Here is a 24184-nt window from a genome sequence, read left to right on the forward strand (position 1 = left end):
CGCGTCGCCGCCCAAATTGGCTGGATCGTCTCCCGACCCCGCCCCACTCGCTCACAGCTGCCCCGCCGCCCCCGTCCACCGCAGGTAATCCCCGCGCGTCCAGTCGAGCGACACGCCAACGCGCCGCGTCCCCGGCCGGATCTTCGGCTTGTACATCGACAGCGTCAGCGACTCCAGCGCGGGCCATTCGCGGAACGACAGCACCGCCAGATCGGCGACGAGCGTCTCCAGCAGCCGCGTATGCGGCTTGTGCGACAGGAACGACGCGACGCGCGCGCAATACCCGTCGTAGTCGATCCACTCGCCCTGCTCGCTCGGCTCGCACCGATACCCGAGCCGCGCATCGATCACGATCGGCTGCGGCGCCTCGTGCTCGTGCGCGTGGATGCCGATCCGCGCGGGCACCTTCAGTTCATCGACGAACACGCTCCAGCCACGCCCGCGCAGGCGCGGCGCGTCGATCGCCACGAACGGTTCGTCGAACGGCTTCATGATGCAAGCGGCGCCGCGGCGTCGAGCATGATGCGCACGAAATAGTCGGCGAAACTGCGCCGCAGGACGATCTCGTACGTATCGTCGCCGGTCGGGATCAGCGTGATCGGCGACTTGAAGTAGTGCGACTGCGCGCACTGGCCCGGCTTGAACACGCGCGGATGCAGATCCAGCGGGCAGCCGCGCGCGATCACGTCGCGCACGCGTTCGCCGCTGATCTCGACGACCGTGTAGCCGCTGCCGACATCGACCGCCGCCGCATACGAACCCTGCACGGCCTCCGCGAGCTGCGCCTCGAGCACGCCCGCCTGCACGGGGCCGTTCGAGCGGACGAACCACTCGTCGGGACCGAGCCACAGCACGTCGTACTCGGCGCCGCGCGCAACGGTGTTCGGCACCGACGGCGGCCGGCAGCCGACCACGCGCTCGAACGCGCTGACGAATGCCGGGTCGCTCAGCTCGCCGCGCACGTTCACGAGATCGAGGAACGGCCGCTCGCGCAGCATGAACTTCTTCGATGCGCGCGCCTGGTGCGGCTTCAGCACATCGGCCGCGCCGACGAACGGCGATTCAAGCGTCACGCCCGCGCCCGCCACCGGCGTCTGGTTTCTCGTTTCATTCCACATGCTGGCGCACCCCTTCGGTATCGTAGAAAACCGGGCTCGAGATCTTCGCGGTGATGCGCTTGCCGTTGGCCAGCGGAATCACGACGCTCTCGCCCATCTTGCTCAGGCCGCCCTTCACCACTGCCAGCGCAATCGAGCGCTTCAGGATCGGGCTGTAATAACTCGACGTCACGTGGCCGATCATCGGCGTCGGATCCACCGCCGACACCTGCGTGTCCTTCGCGATGATCTGCGCGCCTTCCGGCAGCACGAACTGTTCGTCTTCGGTCAGCAGGCCGACGAACTGCTTGCGGCCTTCCTTCGACGTGTCCGAACGCGACAGCGACCGCTTGCCGAGGAAGTCCTTCGACTTCGCGACGACCCCGCCCATCCCGAGGTCGAACGGCGTGATCGAACCATCCGTATCCTGACCGACGATGATGTAGCCCTTCTCGGCACGCAGCACGTGCATCGTTTCCGTACCGTACGGCGTGATGTCGAACTCGGCACCGGCCGCCATCAGCGCTTCCCACACCGCGCGCCCCGCGTTGGCCGGCACGTTCACTTCATAGGCGAGTTCGCCCGAGAAGCTGATCCGCATCACGCGCGCCTTCGCGCCCGCAACCGTACCGTTCCGGTAGCTCATGAACGGGAACGCTTCGTTGCCGAAGTCGATGTCCTGGCACACCTTCTGCACGACCTTGCGGCTCTTCGGGCCGACCACCGCGAACGTCGCCCAGTGATCGGTGACGGACGCGAGCCGCACCTTCATGTCGGGCCATTCGGTCTGCAGCCAGCGCTCGAGCCACGTGAGCACGCGCGCCGCGCCGCCGGTGGTGGTCGTCATCATGAAATGCTGGTCGGCGAGGCGCACCGTCACGCCGTCGTCGAACACCATGCCGTTTTCGTCGAGCATCAACCCGTAGCGGCACTTGCCGACTTCGAGCTTGTTCCACGGGTTCGTGTACACCCAGTTCAGCAGCTTCACCGCGTCCGGGCCCTGAATGTCGATCTTGCCGAGCGTCGACGCGTCGAGAATGCCGACGCTGTTGCGCACCGCGAGGCATTCGCGCTTCACGGCCGCGTGGAGATCCTCGCCGTTCTTCGGGAAGTACCAGGGCCGCTTCCAGTTGCCGACGTCCTCGAACATCGCACCGTGCTCGACGTGCCATTCGTGCACGGCCGTCTTGCGGATCGGGTCGAGGAAGTCGCCGGTCTCGCGGCCCGCGAACGTCCCGAACGACACGGGCGTGTAGTTCGGCCGGAACGTCGTCGTGCCCGTTTCCGGAATCGTCTTGCCGAGCGCCTGCGCGAGGATCGCCATCCCGTTGATGTTGCCGAGCTTGCCCTGGTCGGTGCCGAAGCCCATCGCCGTGTAGCGCTTCACGTGCTCGACCGACTCGAAGCCTTCGCGTGCGGCCAGCAGGATGTCGGCGGCCGCCACGTCGTTCTGGAAGTCGACGAACTGCTTCGGCCCGCGCGGCGCGGCCTCGCGGCTGCCGACCAGCCACAACGGCTGCAGCGCGCCTTCGACGGTTTCCGCGACCTGCGGCGCGACGGGACGCTGCGCCGCCGTGAAGCCCGCGGCTTTCGCCGCTTCGGCGCCTGCGTCGACCGCGAGGCGCAGTGCACGGGCGAGGCCGAACTCGCCCGCGGCCGCACCGACGCTCGCCTCCGCCTGCACGGGCTTGCCCGGCAGGAAGCACGCCTTCTCGTCGTTCCAGCAGGCCTTGCCGCCCGACTGCGCGAACAGGTGCAGCACCGGGCTGAAGCCGCCCGACATCGCGACGAGGTCGCACGGCAGCGACTGCATCTTGCCGCCCGTCTTGCCGTTCGAGTAGGACGCGACGTCGACCGACGATACGCGCCACTTGCCCGAAGCGGCCGTCACGACCGCACCGCTCATCACCGTCACGCCCTGCCGCTTCGCAGCGGCGGGCAGTGCGCCGTTGGACGACGCACGCGAATCGACGACCGTCACCTTCGCCCCGCACGCCTTCAGGTCGAGCGCGGTCTGGTACGCACGGTCGTTGTTCGTGAACACGACCACGTTGCGGCCCGGCAGCACGCCGAAGCGATGGATGTAGGTGGACACCGCGCCCGCGAGCATCACGCCCGGCAGGTCGTTGTTGCCGAACACGATCGGACGCTCGTGCGCGCCGGTCGCGAGGATCACGCGCTTCGCGCGGACCTTCCACAGCAGTTCGCGCGTGCCCTTGCGCATCGACACCGGCTGGTGATCGGTCAGGCGTTGCGTGACCGTCACGAGGTTGTGGTCCTGATAGCCGAACGCGGTGCTGCGCGACAGGATCGTCACGTCGGGCAGCTTGCGCAGTTCGGCCTCGATCTTCTCGACCCACTGCAGCGCCGGCTTCGCGTCGATTTCCGCACGGCACGACAGCAGGCTGCCGCCGAGCTCGCGCTGGTCGTCGACGAGGATCACGCGTGCGCCGGACGTCGCGGCCGCATGCGCGGCGGCGAGGCCCGACGGGCCACCGCCGACCACGAGCACGTCGCAGTGCGCATAGCACTTGTCGTAGCGATCGGCGTCGAGCACTTCGGGTGCCTTGCCGAGGCCGGCGGCCTCGCGGATCTTCTCTTCATACTTCGGCCACATGTTGCGCGGCCACATGAAGGTCTTGTAGTAGAAGCCGGCCGGCATGAAGCGCGACAGCTTCTGGTTGATCGCGTACTTGTCGTTCTCGAGCGACGGTTCCGCGTTCACGCTCGTCGCGACGAGGCCCTGGTACAACTCGATTTCGGTCGCGCGCGCGTTCGGCACCGTGTACGGGCCGGTTTCGAGCTGCACGACGGCATTCGGTTCCGCGACGTCCGCCGTCACGATCCCGCGCGGACGGTGGTACTTGAAGCTGCGCGCGACGAAGTGCACGCCGTTCGCGAGCAGCGCGGACGCGAGCGTGTCGCCCTGGAAGCCCTGATACGTGCGGCCGTTGAACGTGAACGTCAACGGAATCGCGCGATTGACGCGGCCACCGGTGCCGAGGCGGTCTTTCTGGCTCATTTGCTCGTGCCCTCTTCGTGTGCGTTGCCGGCAGCTGCGCCACCGAACTTTTCGTAGCCCTTGATATCGTAGGTGACCGTGTCGCGCGTCACCTTGAACCAGCGGCGGCAGCCCTGCGTGTGCAGCCATTGCTCCTTGTGCAGCCCGCGCTTGTTCTCGCGCATGAACACGTATTCGCCCCATTCGCGGTCGGTCATGGTCTCGTTCGCCACCGGGCGCACGATGTCGGCTTCACCGCCGCACGTGAACTCGGATTCGGCGCGCGGCCCGCACCACGGACATTCGATCAGCAACATGTTTCTTTCTCCAATGGTGACTGGGTTCAGTGCGCGACGGCGGCAGCGCCGTGCTCGTCGATCAGGTGGCCCGTGTAGAAGCGGTCGAGCGCGAACGGCGCGTTCAGCGGATGCGGTTCGTCGCGCGCGATCGTGTGCGCGAACACCCAGCCCGAGCCCGGCGTCGCCTTGAAGCCGCCGGTGCCCCAGCCGCAGTTGAAATAGAGGCCCTTCACGTCGGTCTTGGTGATGATCGGGCAGGCGTCCGGCGATACGTCGACGATGCCGCCCCACTGGCGGTTCATCCGCACGCGCGAGAACACCGGGAACATCTCGACGATCGCCTGCAGCGTGCTTTCGATGATGTGGAAGCTGCCGCGCTGGCCGAAGCCCGTGTACTGGTCGATACCCGCGCCGATCACGAGGTCGCCCTTGTCGGACTGGCTGATGTACGCGTGCACCGCGTTCGACATGATCACCGAGTTCACCACCGGCTTGATCGGCTCGGACACCAGCGCCTGCAGCGGGTGGCTTTCGATCGGCAGGCGCACGCCGGCCATGTCGGCGAGCGTCGTCGTGTTGCCTGCCGCCACCACCGCGACCTTCTTCGCCTTGATGAAACCCTTCACCGTATCGACGCCGACCACCGCGCCGCCTTCGCGGCGAATGCCCGTCACCTGGCAGTTCTGGATGATGTCGACGCCGGCGCGATCGGCGCCGCGCGCGAAGCCCCAGGCAACCGCGTCGTGACGCGCGACACCCGCACGGCGCTGGATCGATGCGCCGAGCACCGGGTAGCGGCTGTTCAGGTTGATGGTCGGCTCGATTTCCTTGATCTGCGCGGGCGTCAGGAATTCGGCGTCGACGCCGTTCAGGCGGTTCGCGTTCACGCGACGCTCGGTGTCACGCACGTCCTGCAGCGTGTGCGCGAGGTTCATCACGCCGCGCTGGCTGAACATCACGTTGTAGTTCAGGTCCTGCGACAGACCTTCCCACAGCTTCATCGCCTTCTCGTACAGCGCGGCCGATTCATCCCACAGATAGTTCGAGCGCACGATCGTCGTGTTGCGCGCGGTGTTGCCGCCGCCAATCCAGCCCTTCTCGAGGATCGCGACGTTCGTGATGCCGTGCTCCTTCGCGAGGTAGTAGGCGGTCGCGAGGCCGTGGCCGCCGCCGCCGACGATCACAACGTCGTATTCCTTCTTCGGTTCCGGGCTCTTCCACTGCTTTTCCCAGTTCTCGTGATACGAGAGGCCGTTGCGGAACAGGCTGAATATCGAGTAGCGGCTCATGTTTCGATCCTTCGTTAGCATTCGATGACGTTCACGGCAAGACCGCCGCGCGACGTTTCCTTGTATTTCGTCTTCATGTCGGCCCCCGTCTCGCGCATCGTCTTGATCACCGAATCAAGCGATACGTAGTGCTGGCCGTTACCCTTGAGCGCCATCCGCGACGCGTTCAGCGCCTTGATCGCGCCCATCGCGTTGCGTTCGATGCACGGAATCTGCACGAGCCCGCCAACCGGGTCGCAGGTCATGCCGAGGTTGTGCTCCATGCCGATCTCGGCCGCGTTCTCGACCTGGTCGGGCGTGCCGCCCATCACCGCGGCGAGTGCGGCCGCGGCCATCGAACACGCGACGCCCACTTCGCCCTGGCAACCGACTTCCGCGCCGGAGATCGATGCCGTTTCCTTGTAGATGATCCCGATCGCCGCGGCCGTCAGCAGGAATTCGACGATGCCGGCTTCGTTCGAGCCCGGCACGAATTTCACGTAGTAGTGCAGCACCGCGGGAATCACGCCGGCCGCGCCGTTGGTGGGCGCGGTGACGACCCGGCCGCCCGCCGCGTTCTCTTCGTTGACGGCCATCGCATACAGGTTGACCCAGTCGAGCATCGACAGCGGATCGCGCAACGACTCTTCCGAACGCGCGCGCAGCTGGCCGTTCATCTCGGCCGCGCGGCGCTTCACGCGCATCGGGCCCGGCAGGTCGCCCTCGACCTTGCAGCCGCGCTCGACGCAGGCGGCCATCGTGCGCCAGATCGCGAGCAGCCCGGCGCGCACCTCGTCTTCCGGACGCAGCGCGCATTCGTTGCGCAGCATCACGTCGGCGATCGACAGGCCGTGCTCGCGGCACTGGCGCATCAGGTCGTCGCCGGTGCGGAACGGATACGGCACGTCGACCGCCGCGCGCACGCCGTTCACGCGGTCGCCGTCGCGGTTCACGACGAAGCCGCCGCCGACCGAGTAATACTCTTTCTCGACGAGCAGTTGGCCGTGCTCGTCGAACGCCTGGAAGCGCATCCCGTTCGGGTGCACGATGCTCGTGCCGCTCATCAGCTTGCGATAGAAGCCGATGTTCTCCTTCTCGTCGAAGCGCACCGTCTGCTTGCCGAGCAGCGACAGCGACTTCTCCGCGCGGATCGCGGCGAGCCGCGGCTCGATCAGGTCCGGATCGATCGTGTCCGGCAGATGGCCTTCGAGACCGAGCAGCACCGCCTTGTCGGTGCCGTGGCCCTTGCCCGTTGCACCGAGCGAGCCGTATAGTTCGACCCGCACGCGGCGCACGAAGCCGAGCAGGTTCGCGTCCTCGATGTGCGACGCGAAACGGCACGCGGCGATCATCGGGCCGACCGTGTGCGAACTGGACGGGCCGATGCCGATCTTGAACAGGTCGAACGCGCTGACGTTCATCTGGCTTCCTCTGGGTGGGCGTACGTGAAATGTCGTTGGCATCAGTACATCAAAGCGTAAAATTGGCCGATAGAACAAAAACGGCATCGGCGTGGGATACCGCCGCCAAGCCCCGCGCAGGACGGTCGGAAAGTGCGTTTTGACGATGATCGGCGACGAAAAACCACAAGTCGGCCGGTGTCCGCGCCCCGTCGGCTGCCGTGCCCGCAACCAGAGTGAAACGAGTGAGACCCGCCTTCCCGGCGTGAGAGATTGACCGCGATGACACCCGACGTACCCGCTTCCCCCCTCGCCGAACCGGCGCCGCAGCGCATCCGCTTCGGCATCGTGCTGCTGCCGAACTTCACGCTCACGGCCTTCTCGGGTTTCGTCGACATGCTGCGGCTGTCGGCCGACGACGGCGACTACAGCAAGCCCGTGCGCTGCGCGTGGAGCGTGATCGGCGAGACGCTGGCGCCCGTGCGCGCGAGCTGCGGGATCCAGATCACGCCGTGGGAAACCTTCGAGCGCGCCGAGCCGTTCGATTACGTGGTCGTGGTCGGCGGGCTGCTGCATTCGGGGCCGCAGGCCGGCCCCGAGACGCTCGAGTTCATCCGCCGCGCGGCCGCAGGCGGCGCGACCGTCGTCGGAATCTGCACGGGGGTGTTTACGCTGATGCGCGCGAACGTGCTCGACGGCTACCGCACCTGCGTGAGCTGGTTCCACTACTGGGATTTCATCGAACGCTTCCCGCACGCCGATCCCGACCTGCTGATCGCCGACCGCCTGTTCGTGATCGACCGGCGCCGGATCACCTGCTCGGGCGGCCGCGCGTCGATCGACGTCGCCGCCGCGATCCTGCTGCGCCATTTCGACCATGCGACCGTGCAGAAGGCGTTGCGGATCCTGCTCGTCGGCGAGATGCAGAAAGGCAATGCGCCGCAACCGCATCCGCCCGGCCTGGAGCCGGCCACGCATCCGAAGGTCAAGCGGGCGATTCTCCTGATGGAACAGCATGTCGGGCGCGCGCTGCCGCTCGAGGAACTCGCGTGCAAGCTCGACATGTCGACGCGCCAGCTCGAGCGGCTGTTCAAGGCCGAGACGGGCAAGAGCCCGCAGGCGTTCGCGAAGCAGGTGCGGCTGCGCACGGCCGCGTGGCTGCTCACCAGCTCCGATCGCACCGTCGCCGATATCGCGTCGAGTTGCGGGTTCGCCGACGCGTCGCACCTCGGCCGCGAGTTCCGCAAGCAGTTCGGCGTGCCGCCGGCGACCTATCGCGAACGCGGCGGGGACGTCGCGGAAGCCGAGGTGCCGGCCCTGGCCGATCCCGACCCGGTCGAAGACCTCGCCGACTGACGATCGCGCGCCGCCCGCCGGCGCGCGCCCTCTCGCCTTCCTCCGCGCGTCGCCCCCCGCATGATCGACGCATATCCGCGCAAATTGAAACCGATCCCAATCAACTTGACCGACGTTACCCGCCGTTAGCCGAGGGTTATCCCGGATGCCGACGCTCCGTCAAATTTGTATGATGACCACATCACCTTACAAACCCAGGCGTCATGTTCGAGAAAATTCCCGCCCGCGCGATGAGCGACCATGTCGCGCAGCAACTGCTGAAGCAGATCGAAGCCGGCAGTTTCTCCGCCACCGGCAAGCTCCCGACGGAAGCCGTGCTTGCGCAGGAATTCGGCGTGAGCCGCACCGTGATCCGCGAGGCCATCTCGCGGCTGAAGAACGAAGGCGTGGTCGAGCCGCGCCAGGGCAGCGGCGTGTACGTGAACCAGCACGGCGCGATCCGGCCGCTGCGGATCGACTACGCGGAAGCCGTCGAGGCGAGCTCGCTGCCGCATCTGCTGGCCGTGCGCCGCGCGATCGAGGCTGAGGTCGCGGCCGAAGCCGCGCTGCACCACACGGCCGACGACATGGCCGACATCGACGACGCGCTGCGCAAGATCGACGACGCGGTGGCCGAAGGGCGCGACGGCGTCGCGGAAGACGTCGCGTTCCACCGCACGATCGCGGCCGTCACCGGCAACCCGTATTTCCTGAAGACGCTGCAGTTCCTGAACCAGTACCTCGAGGCCGGCGTGAAGGTCACGCGTCGCAACGAAGCGACGCGCGAGGATTTCTCGCGGCAGGTGCGCGAGGAACACGCGGCGATCGCCGACGCGATCCGCGCGCGCGACCCGATGGCGGCGCGCAATGCGGCGCGCACGCACATGTACAACGCCGCCCGCCGTCTCGCGGAAGCGGGCATCTGCTGAAGCCGGCGGCGCACGCGCGCCGTCGTTGTCCCGAACCTCTCCCGAATCGATCAAGGTTGACCATGTCACGAAATGTTGGAGTCATCGGCCTCGGCGCGATGGGCCTCGGCGTCGCCCGCTCGCTGCTGCGCGCGGGGTTCCGCGTGCACGCCTGCGACGTGCGCGACACCGTGCTGCGGGCATTCGCGGCCGAAGGCGGCGTGGCCTGCGCGAGCCCGGCCGAACTCGGCGCGCAGTGCGACGTCGTCGTCACGCTCGTCGTCAATGCCGCGCAAACCGAAACGGTGCTGTTCGGCGAGCACGGCGCGGTCGCGGCGATGCAGCCCGGCGGCGTCGTGATCGCCAGCGCGACCGTCGCGCCCGAGTTCGCGGTCGCGCTCGGCGCGCGCATCGAGGCCGCGGGCCTGCAGATGCTCGACGCGCCGGTGTCCGGCGGCGCCGCGCGCGCCGCGTCGGGCGAGATGACGATGATGACGTCGGGCCCGGCCGCCGCGTATGCGGCCTGCGACGACGTGCTCGCCGCGATCGCCGGCAAGGTCTATCGCCTCGGCGATACGCACGGCATCGGCTCGAAGGTGAAGATCATCAACCAGTTGCTGGCCGGCGTGCATATCGCGGCCGCGGCCGAAGCGATGGCGCTCGGCCTGCGCGAAGGCGTCGATGCCGACGCGCTGTACGACGTGATCACGCACAGCGCGGGCAATTCGTGGATGTTCGAGAACCGCGTGCCGCACATCCTGAACGGCGACTACACGCCACTGTCGGCCGTCGACATCTTCGTGAAGGATCTCGGCCTCGTGCTCGATACCGCGCGCCGCAGCAAGTTCCCGCTGCCGCTGTCGGCTACCGCGCACCAGATGTTCATGAGCGCCTCGAGTGCCGGCCACGGCGGCGAGGACGATTCCGCCGTGATCAAGACTTTCCCCGGCATCACGCTGCCGCCCGCCCGCTGATTCGAACGACGCATTTGCCATGACCGCTTCCGCTTCCCGTCCCCTGCTCGGCTGCATCGCCGACGATTTCACCGGCGCGACCGATCTCGCGAACATGCTCGTCAAGAGCGGCATGCGCACTGTTCAGACGATCGGCGTACCCGCCAACGGCCTCGCAGCCGATCCGGCAATCGACGCCGACGCGATCGTCGTCGCGCTGAAGTCGCGCACGATTCCCGCAGCCGACGCCGTCGCGCAATCGCTTGCCGCATATGAATGGCTGCGTGCGCAGGGTTGCCGGCAATTCTTCTTCAAGTACTGCTCGACGTTCGACTCGACCGACGCGGGCAACATCGGGCCCGTCGCCGACGCGCTGCTCGATGCGGCCGGCGGCGGCTTCACGATCGCGTGCCCGGCATTCCCCGAGAACGGCCGCACGATCTTCCGCGGTCACCTGTTCGTCGGCGACGTGCTGCTGAACGAATCGGGAATGGAACATCACCCGCTCACGCCGATGCAGGACGCGAACCTCGTGCGCGTACTGCAACGGCAGACGAAGTCGCAGGTCGGCCTGATCCGCTACGACACGATCGCGCAAGGCGCGGCCGCCGTGCGTGCGCGCATCGACGCACTCCGTGCGGACGGCGCGCGCCTCGCGATCGCCGATGCGCTGTCGGACCACGATCTCCACGTCCTCGGCGAAGCGTGCGCGACCCTGCCGCTCGTGACGGGCGGCTCGGGCATCGCGCTCGGCCTGCCCGAGAATTTCCGTCGCGCCGGGTTGCTGCCCCAACGCGACAACGCAGCGTCGCTGCCGCGCATCGACGGGTTGTCGGCGGTGCTCGCCGGCAGCGCGTCGAAGGCGACCAACGCACAAGTCGCCGCATGGCGCGAAAGCCGTCCGAGTTTCCGGATCGATCCGCTCGCGGCCGCACGCGGCGAACCCGTCGTCGACGAGGCGCTCGCCTTCGCGCGCTCGCACCTGCCGCAGCCGGTGCTGATCTATGCAACGGCCACGCCCGACGAAGTAAAGGCCGTGCAGCAGGCACTCGGCGTCGAAGCGGCCGGCCATCTCGTCGAAAGCACGCTCGCGGCGATTGCGAAGGGGCTGCGCGCGCTGGGCGTGCGCAAGTTCGTCGTCGCCGGCGGGGAGACGTCCGGCGCGGTCGTGCAGGCACTCGACGTGAAATCGCTGCAGATCGGCGCGCAGATCGATCCGGGCGTGCCGGCCACCGCCACCATCGACGCTCAGCCGGTCGGCCTCGCGCTGAAGTCCGGCAACTTCGGCACGGTGGACTTTTTCGACAAGGCGCTGCGTGCGCTCGACGGAGCCGCATGATGAGCCACGAAGCGAAACTGCGTGAAGAAATCTGCATCGTCGGCGCGAGCCTGTATGCGCGCGGCCATGCGGTCGGCAGCGCCGGCAACATCAGCGCGCGTCTGGACGACGGCTGGCTGATCACGCCGACCGACGCGTGCCTCGGCCGCCTCGACCCGAACGACATCGCGAAGGTCGGCCTCGACGGCCAGCCGGTATCGGGCGGCAAGCCGTCGAAGACGCTCGCGCTGCATCGGGGCATCTACGCACGCAATGCGGACGCACACGGCGTCGTCCATACGCATTCGACGCACCTCGTTGCACTGACGCTCGCCGGCGTGTGGCGCGACACCGACGTGCTGCCGCCGATCACGCCGTACTACGTGATGAAGGTCGGCCATGTTCCGCTGATCCGCTATCGCCGCCCCGGCGACCCGGCCGTCGCGGCCGAAGTCGCCGCGCTCGCCGACCAGGTGCGCGGCGTGCTGCTCGACCGCCTCGGCCCGGTGATGTGGGGCCCGTCGGTGTCGCACGCGTCGTATGCGCTCGAGGAGCTCGAGGAAACGGCCAGACTGTGGCTGATGACGCACCCGAAGCCCGAGCCGCTGTCCGACGCCGCGCTCGACGAACTGCGCCAGACCTTCGGCGCGCGCTGGTAACGCAACGCATCGCGCCCGGATCGCGCACACATCACGCAGTACTCCATATCGATTTTCCATGCCCGCCGTGTGCGCGGGCCTTTCCGTCAGCACACACACGACCGGCGGCGTACGCGCCGCCGGCACACGACATCCCTGGAGACGACGATGAATGCTCTCGACGCGGCCGCAAGCCGCTCGCCCGCCGCGCCCGCCCAATCGGCCGAGCTCGACCGCACCTACAAGAAAGTGTTCTGGCGCATCGTGCCGTTCCTGATGCTCTGCTACGTGGTCGCGTATCTCGACCGCGTGAACGTCGGCTTCGCGAAGCTGCAGATGTCGCAGGATCTGGCGTTCAGCGAAACCGTGTTCGGCCTCGGCGCCGGCATCTTCTTCCTCGGCTACTTCCTGTTCGAGCTGCCGAGCAACCTGCTGATGCACCGCATCGGCGCGCGCATCTGGATCGCGCGGATCATGATCACGTGGGGCCTGCTGTCGGCGGTGTTCGCGTTCGTGAAGACGCCGACGCAGTTCTACGTGCTGCGCTTCCTGCTCGGTCTCGCGGAAGCCGGCTTCTATCCGGGCGTGATCCTGTATCTCACGTACTGGTTCCCGTCGCATCGCCGCGCGAAGATCATCGCGGTGTTCATGTCGGCGATTCCGGTGTCGGGGATCTTCGGCAATCCGCTGTCGGGCTGGATCATGGAGCGCTTTCACGGCGGCTCCGGCTTTCATGGCTGGCAATGGATGTTCATGATCGAAGCCGTGCCGGCCGTGCTCGTCGGCATCGCGACGATCCTGTATCTCGACAACAGCATCCGCGGCGCGAAATGGCTCGACGAGCGCGAGAAGCAGCTGCTCGAGGATGAAATCGCCGCGCAGCCGCAGGAACAGCAGCAGCACGGCCATTCGCTGAAGGCCGTGTTCGCCGACCCGCGCATGTGGTGGATGTCGCTGATCTACTTCGCGTTCGTCACCGGCCAGTACGGCCTCACGTTCTGGATGCCGACGCTCGTCAAATCCACCGGGATCACCGATACGTTCCAGATCGGCCTGCTGTCCGCGATTCCGTTCCTCGTCGCGATCTTCGTGATGAACCTGTTCGGCCACAGCGCGGACAAGCGCCGCGAACGCCGCTGGCACCTGATCGTGCCGGCGCTGATGGGTGCGGTGGGGTTTGCGGTCGCGGCGTCGTACTCGCACAATACGGTGGTGTCGATCGTGTTCCTGTCGCTCGCGGCAGGCGGCGTGCTGACCTGCGCCCCGCTGTTCTGGTCGCTGCCGACCGCGTTCCTCGCCGGCTCCGCCGCGGCGGCCGGGATCGCGATCATCAACTCGGTCGGCAACCTCGCCGGGTTCGCGAGCCCCTACGTGATCGGCTACCTGAAGGACGTCACGCACAGCACGTCGTCCGGCATGTACGTGCTGGCCGCGATGCTCGTGATCGGCGCGATCGCCGTGTGGCTCACGCCCGCGAAACTCGTGAACCGCTGAGCCCTCATCCGACGCGGGGCGCCGTGCGCCCCGCCCCATTCATTCACAGGACCCGCTGCCATGCCCCGCTTCGCCGCCAACCTCTCGATGATGTACACCGAGCACGCGTTCCTCGAACGCTTCGCCGCTGCCTCGCATGACGGCTTCAAGGCCGTCGAGTACCTGTTCCCGTACGACTTCGCCGCCGAGGACATCCGTGCGCGCCTCGACGCGCACCACCTCGAACAGGCGCTGTTCAACGCGCCGCCCGGCGACTGGACCGCCGGCGAGCGCGGAACCGCATCGCTGCCCGGCCGCGAGGACGAGTTCCGGCGCGGCATCGACCAGGCGCTCGACTATGCGCGCGTACTCGGCAACCAGAAGCTGCACGTGATGGCCGGGATGGTCGCGCCGGGCGCCGACCGCGCACGCCATCGCGACACCTACGTCGCGAACCTGCGGCATGCGACGCAGGCCGCCGCCGCGCACGGCGTCACGATCCTGATCGAGCCGATCAACCAGCGCGACATGCCCGGCTATTTCCTGAGCCGCCAGGACGACGCGCACGATATCCGCGCGGAAGTCGGCGCGCCGAACCTGAAAGTGCAGTTCGACTGCTATCACTGCCAGATCGTCGAGGGCGACCTCGCGATGAAGCTCAAGCGCGATTTCGCGGGCATCGGCCACATCCAGATCGCCGGCGTGCCGGAGCGTCACGAGCCGGACATCGGCGAGCTCAACTACCCGTACCTGTTCGCGCTGATCGACGCGCTCGGCTACGACGGCTGGATCGGCTGCGAGTATCGCCCGAAGGCCGGCACGTCCGAAGGCCTCGGCTGGCTCAAGCCGTACCTGTAATTCAAGCGTTCCTCAGAGGGCATGAACATGAAAGTACTGATCACCGGCGGCGCCGGTTTTCTCGGCCAGCGCCTCGCGCGCAAGCTGCTCGAGCGCGGCGAGCTGACCGGCCCCGACGGCCGGACCGGCAGGATCGACGAGCTGGTGCTGCTCGACGTCGTCAAGGGCAGCGACTTCGGCGATGCACGCGTGACGTCGATCGTCGGCGACATCGCCGATCGCGCGGTGCTCGAAAGCGCGATCGATACGCAGACGGGCGCGATCTTCCACCTCGCGGCGATCGTCAGCGGGCAGGCCGAAGCCGATTTCGATCTCGGCATGCGGATCAACCTCGACGCGTCGCGCACGCTGCTCGAGGTGTGCCGCGCGCGCGGCCACCGGCCGCGGGTGGTGTTCACGAGCTCGGTGGCCGTGTACGGCGGGGTGCTGCCCGACGTCGTGCAGGACGACACCGCGCTGAATCCGCAATCGTCGTACGGCGCGGAGAAGGCCATCGCCGAGCTGCTGCTGTGCGACTACGCGCGGCGCGGCTTCGTCGACGGCCGCGTGCTGCGGCTGCCGACCATCAGCGTGCGGCCGGGCCGCCCGAACGCGGCCGCGTCGTCGTTCGCGAGCGGCATCATCCGCGAGCCGCTGAACGGCGAGGAAACCGTCTGCCCGGTGCCGGGTTCGACGCGGCTGTGGCTGCTGTCGCCGCGCGGCGCGATCGAAGCGCTCGTGGCAGGTTGCGAGCTCGACGGCGAGAAGCTCGGCAACAAGCGCGTGATCAACCTGCCGGGCCTGTCGGTTTCCGTCGACGAAATGATCGACGCGCTGCGCGAAGTCGCGGGCAACGACGCCGTGACGATGATCCGCCATGTGCCGGACGAACGCGTCGAGAGGATCGTCGGCAGCTGGCCGGGCCGCTGGGACACGACGCGCGCGGAAGCGCTCGGGCTGAAGGGCGACACGTCGTTCGCGGACGTGATCCGCAGCTATATCGCCGACGAACGGCGGTGATGGGCAATAGCGGGCATTGACGCCGTCGGCGACCGCGGCCTCGTCTTCTTGATCGCACTGCCGAGGCCGGCCGCCGGGCCGGCTCGGATCGACGACGCCCGGCTTTGGGTATGACGAAACCGGTGCGCGGCGGCGTACACCGTCGCGTGTTTAATGTTTCGTTAACGATCCGGCCGTAGAATTCGCCGGCAAGTACGTCCCCATCGCTCGCCCGGAGTTTCATGTCTATGCCCGCCCGATATGACGCAGTCGCACGCCTTCTCCACTGGCTGATCGTGACGCTTGTCGTCGCGCAGTACCTGATCGGCTGGACCATGCCCGACGTACATCGCGATACGCAACCGGTCGGCCTGATCGCCGCACACCTGATCGTGGGCACCGCGCTGCTCGCCGCGATGGCCTGCCGCGTGCTCTGGCGTGCGACGCATCGTCCGCCCGCCGACGAACTGTCGCCCGCGATGCGCACCGTGTCCGGCGCAACGCACGTCGCGCTCTATGCACTGCTGATCGCGGTGCCGTTGCTCGGCTGGATCAATGCGTCGTCGCGCGCCTGGGCCGTGACGCTGTTCGGTGCCGTCCCGTTACCGGCGCTGTCGGCAGCCGGATCGGGATTCGGGCACGCGATGGGCGACGTGCACGGGATCCTCGCGTGGGTCCTGTTCGCCGGGATTTGCCTCCACGTCGCCGCCGCGATCATGCATCGTTTCGTGCTGCGCGATCGGGTCATGCAACGGATGATGCCCTGGTAATCGCATCGCCCGCATCCTTGCGCGCCATCGCCGGCAAAAGTCCGGCAATGGCGGATCGCGCTCTCGCCTGCATCGCGACTCACCCCGCGATCGCCCTGCCCGCCCATCGGAATCGGGCAACGAGATGATCGCGGCGCCGCGCGAAGCGGCGCGCGATCGACAGCCCGGTCGTCCGCGCAGTTCGAGCCGGTCGCGCGCCGCGGATGGCATGCGGTTTGCCGTCCCGCGAACACGACGGCCCGAAGACACACACGATCATGTCGGCACCTCGTTGCTGGTCTGCGCCGGCATGGCGGGAGCCGGCGCATGCGCGGCGGCCGCTGCCGCCATCCTCGCCCGGTCCTGCTCGGCGAGCTTCGCCTGCGCGGCCTGGATGTCCGCCGGATATTCGCCGTCATCGCCCTTCGACGGGTCGTACCCGACCGCTTCCAGACGCATCAACTCTTCGCGAACCTGCGCACGCGTGAGCGGCGCCGTCGTTTGCGCGAACGCGGACTGACCGGCTATCGCACCGATCATCATCAGTAGTGCGATGCAAGTTTTCATCATGATCTCCTTCACTGTTTCGTGTCGATCAACCTTCGTGACTGTCGAATCCGACGCAGCGGTCTGCTACGTCAGCTTCCGAAATACGGCATGCAGAAGCTCTCTGGACCCACGCATGCGGCGGAGCGCGGTCGGGTCGGCTGCGGCGCGCGCGCGACAATGCCGGCGCCTGCGCCGACACGGACGTCGCGACACTCGCGACGGACATCGCCGCCGCCGTGGCGGCCACCAGCCAATGCGTGCTCATGCTTCGCTCCTTCGGAAGTCGACGAGACGACGTGCTACATCCCGTATGACGACGCGCGGTGGCGGTTTATTCCCGGAATCGCGGAGCCGTTCGCGCCGGCGGATCACTGAACTGTCATTCTTTCGTCAGCCGGCGTAACCTGACGTAACGCAGGCCCCACCGCGCGTGGGGCAGACTGACGACACCTCGTGGATCGTTCATCGCATTCGATCATGTCCGTCGCTTACGACTATGCAACCGGCCTGCTTCGCACGCTGTACGACCGCCATATCGACAGCGGCGCGGTGCTCGACACGGCCGCGTTTCCCGACGCCGAGCGCTTCGTGCGGGCGTGGCCCGCGATCCGCGCGGAAGCCCTCGCCGTCGCGCGCGACCTGCCGCGCATCCCGCGCTTTCACGAAATCATGCGCGAGCAGCACGACATCTCGGCCAACGATGCGCGCGACTGGCGGATGTTCATCATGCAGGCCTACGGGCAGCCGTTTCCGCGCAACCTGTCGCGCTGTCCAAGCGTCGAATCGATCGTCGCGGCGTCGCCGGACGTGTTGTCCGCGTCGCTGTCGTTCCTCGCGCCGGGCAAGCACATCCCGCCGCATCGCGGGCCGTTCCGCGGCATCCTGCGCGGCTATCTCGTGCTGTCGATGCCGAAGCGCGCGGACGGCACGCCGGCCGCGGTGCTGAAGGTCGACGGCCGCGAATACCGGCTCGACGAAGGCCGCTTCCTGCTGTGGGACGACACGTTCGTGCACGAGGTCTGGAACGACAGCGACGAAGTGCGGATCGTGCTGCTGCTCGATATCCGCCGGCGCGGGATGCCGCGCTTGCTGACGTGGCTGTCGAACGTGGTGATCGGCATCGTGCGCCTCGGCATCCGGGTGCGGGGGCGGTCGATTCCGGTTTGACCCGCCGCGCGGCGCACGGCGACGGCCATGGCGAATTTCAATCCTCGCGCGCGAGCCGCGTCAGCACCGCCGCGAGCGCCTGCATCGCGGGTTGCGCGGCACGTTGCACCGGATAGACGAGGTAGTAGCCCAGACCGTTGCCCACCACCTCCGGAAACAGCGTGACCAGCGTTCCGGCCGCCAGCCGATCCGCCGCCATGCGCGGATCGCCGATCGCAACACCGTGCCCCTGGGCCGCGGCCGTCAGCGTCAGTTCGAGCGTATCGAATACGAGACCGGTTCCCGCGTCGATCCGCGTGGCGCCGACCGCATCCAGCCAGCACCGCCATTCGTCGCGACTGCTTGCGGGATGCAACAGCGTCGCCCGCGCGAGATCGGCGATCGACTTCAACGACGCGCCGGCCTCGCGCGTACACATCGGCGTGAGACGCTCTTCGAACAGCGGAACCGCGACCATTCCCGCCCAGCGTCCGGTGCCGCGCACGACGATCGCATCGAAGCCGGCGTCGGTGAAATCCGGCGTGTCGTCCGCCGACGTGTGGATGCGCAATTCGGTCCGCGGCAACGCGTGATTGAGCGCCGGCAGCCGCGGCAGCAGCCAGCGAATCGCGAACGTGGAAGGCAAGCGCAACGTAAGGATCGACGCGGCCTGCGCATGGGCATGCGCGTGGTGCGCCAGTCGCGCGAGGACGTCGACGGCCACCGTCAGCAATGCGCCGCCTTCCGTCGTCAGCGTCAATCCCGACGGATGACGGACGAACAACGCGCATCGGTAATGCGCTTCCAGTTGCTGCACCTGACGGCTCACCGCGCCCTGGGTGCGGCACAAATGCTCGGCGGCCCGGTTGAAGCTGCCGAGTTCGGCGGCGGCGACAAAGGCCTGGAACGCCGTCAGCGGCGGCAGCGCGCGCGTGAGATCCGCCAGCGGATATGCGCGGGCGGCATACCCGGGTTGCGGATTATTCGTTTGTTCGGTCATCGCTGCATCGCTATCGTGGTTGAACCGGAGCGCGACGGATGTCGCGGCTGGCTCGTCAACAATCAGCGGAGAAATAGCATGGTCTCGTCGTCCGACGCACTATACACGCGGCAGGTCGATACCTACCTGAAAGCGCTCGAGCGCGGCGACGTCGCCGCGATCTGTGCACTGTTCACGCCGGATGCGCGGATCTTCTCGCCGTTTCTCGGCTGGATGGCGCCGCTCCCCTTCTTCGAAAAAGTCGCGGCGGCATCCGGACGAAGCCGCATCACGCCGATCGACATCTGCGTGAGCGCGACCGGCGCACGTCGGGCCACCGGCTATTTCGTCTACGACTGGGTACTGAAGGACGGCTCGGCAGTGCAGTTCGAGTGCGTCGACGTATTCGAATTCGACGACGATGCGCGCATCGAGCGCATGATCATCGTGTATGACACGCATCCCGTGCGAAGCACGGTCGGCGACAAGTACGCCTAGGCCCGCCATTGCGCGGCGCAGCATCCGCGCCGCGCCGCCAACCGTGACGGCAACGTGGCCGTTGGCCCGAGCGATCGCCTACACTACAGACCGATCCCCTCGCGCGGCTCCTGCCAGCCACTGCCATGGCCCACCTCTTCTTCGCGGCGTCGATCCAGCGGCATGTCGACACGCCCGAGCGCGACGTCGATGCCCGCACGCTCGGCGAAGCGTTCGACACCGTCTTCGGCGAACAGCCGCGGCTGCGCGGCTACATCGTCGACGACCAGGGCGCGCTGAGAAAGCATCTGTCGGTATTCATCGACGGCCAGCCGGTACGTGACCGGCAACACCTGTCGGATACGCTCGGCGACGCAAGCCGCGTGTATGTCGTGCAGGCATTGTCCGGCGGATAAGGGGACGCATCCGCATCCCCGCACACGCCGGATCGAGCCCACAGGAGCGCCAACATGAACGATCGACTGCTCGTCGCGACCCGCAAGGGCCTGTTCGTGCTGCCTGCCGACGGTAGCGGCGGCTGGTCGCTCGGCGAGCCGCACTTCATCGGCGAACCCGTCAGCATGGCGCTGGCCGACCCGCGCGACGGCACGTTGTATGCTGCGCTCAATCTCGGCCATTTCGGCGTCAAGCTGCATCGCAGGCGTGCCGATGCCGCCGAATGGGAAGAATGCGCGGTGCCCGTCTATCCGCCTCAGCCTGCCGACGCACCGCGTGCCGAGGTCGGCGCACACGCCGGCGCCGGCGGCACGGGCAACGAAGCGCCCGCCCCGCCGCGCCCGCCGTGGTCCCTTCAGCAGATCTGGTCGCTCGAAGCCGGTGGCGCCGACGAACCGGGCGTCCTGTGGGCCGGCACGATCCCGGGTGGATTGTTCCGCTCCGACGACGGCGGCGATTCGTGGGCGCTCAACCGTGCGCTATGGGATCGCCCGGAGCGGCCCGAGTGGTTCGGCGGCGGCTACGATGCGCCGGGCATCCATTCGGTGATGGTCGATCCGCGCGACAGTCGGCACGTGACGATCGGCATTTCGTGCGGCGGTGTGTGGCAGACCTTCGACGGCGGCGCGACCTGGCGTGTCGACGCCGACGGCATGGAAGCCGACTACATGCCGCCCGAGCGGCGCGGCGAGCCCAACGTGCAGGACCCGCATCGCGTCGTCCAGTGCGCGGCCAACCCCGACGTGCTGTGGACCCAGCATCACTGCGCGATCTTCCGCTCGACCGACGGCGCCGCACACTGGCAGCGTATCGAAGCGCAGCCGTCGAGCTTCGGCTTCGCGGTCGCCGTGCATCCGAAAGACCCGGACACCGCGTGGTTCGTCCCGGCCGTGAAGGATGCATGCCGGATTCCGGTAAACGGCCGGTTCGTCGTCACGCGCACGCGCGACGGCGGCCGCAGTTTCGAGAGCCTGTCGAACGGCTTGCCGCCCGCGCCGGCCTACGATCTCGTGTATCGGCACGGGCTCGCGGTGGACGACTCCGGCACGCGTCTCGCGATGGCGTCGACGACGGGCGGGTTATGGACGTCGGGCGACGGCGGCGAACACTGGCGGCAAATATCCGCGCATTTGCCGCCGGTGTATTGCGTGCGTTTCGGGTAACGAAGTTCCAGTGGGCGTTCGATCGCGTATTCGACGTGCAGGCGGCGACGAAGGAGGCCTGAGTGACGCGGTCGTCATTGAAATGACGACGCGGAGATACGCCCCGTCTCACGTCGCGACGTGCATTACTTATCGATGCAACAGTTGTCGGGGCAGCCAGGGAGCAAGGTTATCTCGGCGCGCTTTACATTCTCATCGTCCTGAATGCTCATGCGTTTATAAACATAACCATGAACAGCGTAGCGCTCCCGTTTCAGCCCGAAACGCACCAACAACCGCCGGGCGGATTCGGCACGCCGGGCAGACAGTCCGCCTGGATCGATTTCCGCAGGCTCGGCCACGCCGCTCACGGCTACGCCTTCGCGAATCGGAAACTGCGACAACATTTTCGATACCCAGACCCTCAGCTTCTTCGCTTGCGCGTCGCTCACCATCGCAGAATTCCGCTCGAACATAAGATCAAAATTTTGCCCCGGCAAATTCTCGGACCCATCGCAAGCATACGAATTTCCCGCTCCAAACAACAGGAACGCACCGCTAATCAAGCCAGATAACATATGCCGAAATACTGTCTGCATTTTTAATGGCCATCTGAGGATTATTTTGCCCCCATTCGGGAAGAAATCGCGTGATTCCATACTTTGGATCGCCCGCCCCGAACGTATCCTTGAAGTGAGTACATTCGTGGATAATTGTTGACAACTTCGATGTTGCCGCCCGACTTCGATCGCGAATCGTACAAAATTCTTCGTGAATGCTTATTGTATGCGTTTCAGTGTCCGGACCACATACATGCGCAACGGTTCCGACGTTCTTGTTGGTAGGCAAGCACCCAAGTGCTCTATCCAGGTCGTGACGAGCCCTCAAGAAATTCCCAGGGCCGAGTGACCGCATGACAGAGAGGGTCGACGTCAGTCCAGTGGCGAGGCGATGACGAATCTCGTGGTCATTTGCGCCAAACCACGTCCAGACACGTCTACGCTCCTCAGGTGCCCACTCGGCCAGTCTTTTGAGCCGCTCCTCGACCAGATCGGCCCCTTCATCGCGAAGCTGCATCATCAGTTTTCTGAATTCTGCGTCAGTCATGGTCGGGCAGATTGGCGGCCCGTTGAGCGTCAGGAAAACCTTAACCTTGGAGCCCGGCACGGTATTCGTCTCGGCAGACTCGTGGACGCAAACGTATTCGTTACACGACATCGCTGTTCTCCTCCACGACCTCGAGCCTGAGTTTCTCCGAGTGACGCGTTGTTACACGCTGGGTGTTTCCCTCGAAATCAGTGACACCACTGAAGACCTGACCTGATGCTGTGCATATTCGGTACCGAACACGTGCAAGCGGCTGACCGCTCCGCTCATCGCACAAGACATACTGCTCGTCGTGCTCATCGCTGGCTGTCGATGCAGAATCCGTGTGATTTCGAATCTGCCCAGTCAACGCCGCTGCTTGCTCAGCCGTAAATAACATCCTCATGCCGCGCTCGGCATAGAAGATCGGCGGCGGATTGCAACCACAGACGTTAATGTCGCCGCTCAACGCCCAAGGTTTGCCGTTCGGCCCGGTTCCAGACCACCGCGGCCCCTTTGGACCAATAAATCCCTCCTGCCCGCAAGCCGTGCAGTAGGTTTTCATATCGAGTGTCGCGATATGCACGCGCGGAGGCGGATTGGAACAGGTAACGGTCGGCAGCCCTTCCGTAATTGTCGCGCTGCCGCCTCGATCACCTTGGGCAAGAAAATAGCGGATCATGTGCCATCCCCGCGCTCGCCGCCTGACATAGCAAGCCTCAAGACCATCAGCTCTCTGTTGGTAGCGTCCTCATGCCCGCTGCGATCGGCATGCGAGTCGACAACGGAAAGCAAATACTCGGGTAATTTCTGCTTATGCGGCATCCTGACCCCCTTCGTGAAATTGGCGTGATTCGCCAACACAAAGATGCTCGCTCTCGAAATGGTTTTCAATCATACGAGTTCGAAATTCGTATAACTAATTTTTCTTATATTTCTATCATTAAATTTCCGAATCGATTGACCAGGACGCTGAACAAGCATGCAAAAAGCCCCCGAACCCAGATAACAACTCTGTCGTTCGGGGGCGCATGAACACCAGCAAACCTCAGGCCCAAGCGAAAAAAGACCCAACCACCTCGCTCAATGCACGCCGAGATACGCCTTCACCGCCGGCAGGCCCGGCTTGCCGTCGATCGTCGTCACGCCGGCCAGCCACTTGTCGAGCGATTGCGGGTTCGCCTTCAGCCACTCGGTGGCGGCCTTGTTCGGGTCTTCCTTGTTCATGATCGGCACCATCACGTGGTTCTCGATCGACGTCGTGAACTGCAGGTTCGACACGAACTTCGCGACGTTCGGGCAGCGCTGCGCGTAGTCGGGCGGCGTGGCCGTCAGCACCTTCGCTTCGCCGTAGTTCGGGCCGAACACGTCGTCGCCGCCGCTCAGGTAATCGATCTTCATCTGCACGTTCATCGGATGCGGTTCCCAGCCGAGGAACACGATCCACTGCTTGTCGCGAATCGCGCGATTCACCTCGACCAGCATCCCCGCCTCGCTCGACTCGACCAGCTTGAACTTGCCAAGGCCGAACTGGTTGCTGTCGATCATCTTCTTGATCAGCGCATTGCCGTCGTTGCCCGGCTCGATCCCGTAGACCTTGCCGTTGAGCTTGTCCGCATACTTCTGGATGTCGGCGAACGACTTCAGGCCGCCCTGGTACACGTAGTCGGGCACCGCGAGTGTGTATTTCGCGCCGGTCAGGTTCGGCGTGGCGAGCACCTTGATCGTGCCGGCCTTCGTGAACGGCTGGATGATCGGGTCCATCGTCGGCGACCAGTAGCCGAGGAACACGTCGATCTGCTTGCTCTTGATGCCGGCGAACGTGATCGGCACCGACGCGATCGTCTTGGTCGGCGCGTAGCCGAGCCCCTGCAGCATCGTGGTCGCGAGGCCGGTGGTGGCCGCGATGTCGGTCCAGCCGACGTCCGCGAAGCGCACGTTCTTGCACACGGGCGGGTCGGCCGCATAAACCGCCGACATCGGCGCGGCGATCCCGATCCCGCATACCGCTGCGATCATTAGGCGCTTCATCTGTCTTCTCCTCAAGGTGACGTCGTTATTCATGGTTTCGGGA

The 24184-nt window shown here is 66.3% G+C and carries 25 protein-coding genes; 13 read left to right on the forward strand and 12 right to left on the reverse strand.

The features are described 5' to 3' along the window. Positions 1-51: 51 nt before the first annotated feature. From ACTJKF_RS19155 to ACTJKF_RS19180, 6 genes are read right to left on the reverse strand one after another with little or no spacing between them, the layout of a single operon-like run. Complete coding sequence (locus tag ACTJKF_RS19155) at positions 52-492, reverse strand: dihydroneopterin aldolase (RefSeq protein ID WP_257774649.1); 441 nt, start codon at positions 490-492, stop codon at positions 52-54. After that, positions 489-1118: a sarcosine oxidase subunit gamma gene (locus ACTJKF_RS19160; protein WP_440625166.1), complete on the reverse strand. Its 630-nt coding sequence runs from the start codon at positions 1116-1118 to the stop codon at positions 489-491. The genes ACTJKF_RS19155 and ACTJKF_RS19160 overlap by 4 nt, the downstream gene beginning before the upstream one ends. Then, positions 1108-4119 (reverse strand): sarcosine oxidase subunit alpha family protein, encoded by a 3012-nt coding sequence (locus ACTJKF_RS19165; RefSeq protein ID WP_440625168.1) that lies wholly within the window; start codon positions 4117-4119, stop codon positions 1108-1110. The genes ACTJKF_RS19160 and ACTJKF_RS19165 overlap by 11 nt, the downstream gene beginning before the upstream one ends. Next, entirely contained in the window at positions 4116-4415 is a 300-nt protein-coding gene (locus ACTJKF_RS19170; RefSeq protein ID WP_124485108.1) for a sarcosine oxidase subunit delta, read from the reverse strand. The genes ACTJKF_RS19165 and ACTJKF_RS19170 overlap by 4 nt, the downstream gene beginning before the upstream one ends. Before the next feature lie 26 nt (positions 4416-4441). Beyond that, complete coding sequence (locus ACTJKF_RS19175) at positions 4442-5686, reverse strand: sarcosine oxidase subunit beta family protein (RefSeq protein ID WP_006480591.1); 1245 nt, start codon at positions 5684-5686, stop codon at positions 4442-4444. 14 nt (positions 5687-5700) lie between these two features. Next, a complete protein-coding gene (locus ACTJKF_RS19180) occupies positions 5701-7086 on the reverse strand; it encodes an L-serine ammonia-lyase (protein WP_440625170.1) in 1386 nt (461 codons plus the stop codon). Positions 7087-7347: 261 nt separating this feature from the next. Here ACTJKF_RS19180 and ACTJKF_RS19185 point away from each other — a divergent pair, with 261 nt between their 5' ends. The 9 genes from ACTJKF_RS19185 (at position 7348) to ACTJKF_RS19225 (ending at position 16296) form a co-directional block, all read left to right on the forward strand. Further along, the gene (locus tag ACTJKF_RS19185) at positions 7348-8421 is read left to right on the forward strand and encodes a GlxA family transcriptional regulator (RefSeq protein ID WP_440625172.1); all 1074 of its coding nucleotides are present in this window, start codon (positions 7348-7350) and stop codon (positions 8419-8421) included. Between the two features lie 203 nt (positions 8422-8624). Then, complete coding sequence (locus ACTJKF_RS19190) at positions 8625-9329, forward strand: FadR/GntR family transcriptional regulator (protein WP_124604614.1); 705 nt, start codon at positions 8625-8627, stop codon at positions 9327-9329. A gap of 62 nt (positions 9330-9391) precedes the next feature. Then, positions 9392-10282, forward strand: a complete 891-nt coding sequence (gene ltnD / locus ACTJKF_RS19195; protein ID WP_440625175.1) for an L-threonate dehydrogenase — start codon at positions 9392-9394, stop codon at positions 10280-10282. Positions 10283-10301: 19 nt separating this feature from the next. After that, on the forward strand, positions 10302-11600 hold the full coding sequence (gene otnK, locus ACTJKF_RS19200) for a 3-oxo-tetronate kinase (protein ID WP_440625177.1): 1299 nt from the start codon (positions 10302-10304) through the stop codon (positions 11598-11600). Further along, a complete protein-coding gene (gene otnC, locus ACTJKF_RS19205) occupies positions 11597-12238 on the forward strand; it encodes a 3-oxo-tetronate 4-phosphate decarboxylase (protein WP_440625179.1) in 642 nt (213 codons plus the stop codon). Before otnK ends, otnC begins: the two co-directional genes overlap by 4 nt. Before the next feature lie 147 nt (positions 12239-12385). Next, positions 12386-13711 carry an MFS transporter gene (locus ACTJKF_RS19210; protein ID WP_440625181.1) on the forward strand — a complete coding sequence of 442 codons (1326 nt, stop codon included), beginning with the start codon at positions 12386-12388 and terminating at the stop codon, positions 13709-13711. Between the two features lie 60 nt (positions 13712-13771). After that, complete coding sequence (otnI, locus tag ACTJKF_RS19215; RefSeq protein ID WP_440625182.1) at positions 13772-14548, forward strand: 2-oxo-tetronate isomerase; 777 nt, start codon at positions 13772-13774, stop codon at positions 14546-14548. 27 nt (positions 14549-14575) lie between these two features. Further along, positions 14576-15547, forward strand: a complete 972-nt coding sequence (gene denD / locus ACTJKF_RS19220) for a D-erythronate dehydrogenase (protein WP_440625183.1) — start codon at positions 14576-14578, stop codon at positions 15545-15547. Between the two features lie 221 nt (positions 15548-15768). Further along, complete coding sequence (locus ACTJKF_RS19225) at positions 15769-16296, forward strand: cytochrome b (protein ID WP_440625185.1); 528 nt, start codon at positions 15769-15771, stop codon at positions 16294-16296. A gap of 255 nt (positions 16297-16551) precedes the next feature. Here the strand turns inward: ACTJKF_RS19225 and ACTJKF_RS19230 are convergent, their stop codons facing one another. Further along, on the reverse strand, positions 16552-16842 hold the full coding sequence (locus ACTJKF_RS19230; RefSeq protein WP_440625186.1) for a DUF4148 domain-containing protein: 291 nt from the start codon (positions 16840-16842) through the stop codon (positions 16552-16554). Positions 16843-17301: 459 nt separating this feature from the next. On the opposite strand from ACTJKF_RS19230, the gene ACTJKF_RS19235 reads away from it, so the two are divergent. Then, positions 17302-17991: an aspartyl/asparaginyl beta-hydroxylase domain-containing protein gene (locus ACTJKF_RS19235; RefSeq protein WP_440625187.1), complete on the forward strand. Its 690-nt coding sequence runs from the start codon at positions 17302-17304 to the stop codon at positions 17989-17991. 37 nt (positions 17992-18028) lie between these two features. Here ACTJKF_RS19235 and ACTJKF_RS19240 read toward each other — a convergent pair whose 3' ends face one another. Next, positions 18029-18970, reverse strand: a complete 942-nt coding sequence (locus ACTJKF_RS19240; protein WP_440625189.1) for a LysR substrate-binding domain-containing protein — start codon at positions 18968-18970, stop codon at positions 18029-18031. Positions 18971-19048: 78 nt separating this feature from the next. On the opposite strand from ACTJKF_RS19240, the gene ACTJKF_RS19245 reads away from it, so the two are divergent. From ACTJKF_RS19245 to ACTJKF_RS19255, 3 genes are all read left to right on the forward strand, one after another. Beyond that, positions 19049-19447, forward strand: coding sequence for a nuclear transport factor 2 family protein (locus ACTJKF_RS19245; RefSeq protein WP_440625191.1), 399 nt, complete (start codon positions 19049-19051; stop codon positions 19445-19447). A gap of 125 nt (positions 19448-19572) precedes the next feature. After that, positions 19573-19842, forward strand: coding sequence for a MoaD/ThiS family protein (locus ACTJKF_RS19250; RefSeq protein WP_440625193.1), 270 nt, complete (start codon positions 19573-19575; stop codon positions 19840-19842). 54 nt (positions 19843-19896) lie between these two features. Then, a complete protein-coding gene (locus ACTJKF_RS19255) occupies positions 19897-21045 on the forward strand; it encodes a WD40/YVTN/BNR-like repeat-containing protein (RefSeq protein WP_440625195.1) in 1149 nt (382 codons plus the stop codon). A gap of 125 nt (positions 21046-21170) precedes the next feature. On the opposite strand, the gene ACTJKF_RS19260 is transcribed toward ACTJKF_RS19255, so the two are convergent. From ACTJKF_RS19260 to ACTJKF_RS19275, 4 genes are all read right to left on the reverse strand, one after another. Then, a complete protein-coding gene (locus tag ACTJKF_RS19260; RefSeq protein WP_440625197.1) occupies positions 21171-21479 on the reverse strand; it encodes a hypothetical protein in 309 nt (102 codons plus the stop codon). A 103-nt stretch (positions 21480-21582) separates the two neighbouring features. Beyond that, positions 21583-22242, reverse strand: coding sequence for a M35 family metallo-endopeptidase (locus ACTJKF_RS19265; protein ID WP_440625199.1), 660 nt, complete (start codon positions 22240-22242; stop codon positions 21583-21585). Beyond that, the gene (locus ACTJKF_RS19270; RefSeq protein WP_440625201.1) at positions 22232-22792 is read right to left on the reverse strand and encodes a hypothetical protein; all 561 of its coding nucleotides are present in this window, start codon (positions 22790-22792) and stop codon (positions 22232-22234) included. The genes ACTJKF_RS19265 and ACTJKF_RS19270 overlap by 11 nt, the downstream gene beginning before the upstream one ends. 401 nt (positions 22793-23193) lie before the next feature. Beyond that, the gene (locus tag ACTJKF_RS19275) at positions 23194-24141 is read right to left on the reverse strand and encodes a choline ABC transporter substrate-binding protein (RefSeq protein ID WP_440625203.1); all 948 of its coding nucleotides are present in this window, start codon (positions 24139-24141) and stop codon (positions 23194-23196) included. Positions 24142-24184 lie beyond the last annotated feature (43 nt).

Origin of the sequence: Burkholderia sp. 22313, from assembly GCF_052045245.1 — a bacterium.
In the GTDB taxonomy this organism is placed as follows: domain Bacteria; phylum Pseudomonadota; class Gammaproteobacteria; order Burkholderiales; family Burkholderiaceae; genus Burkholderia.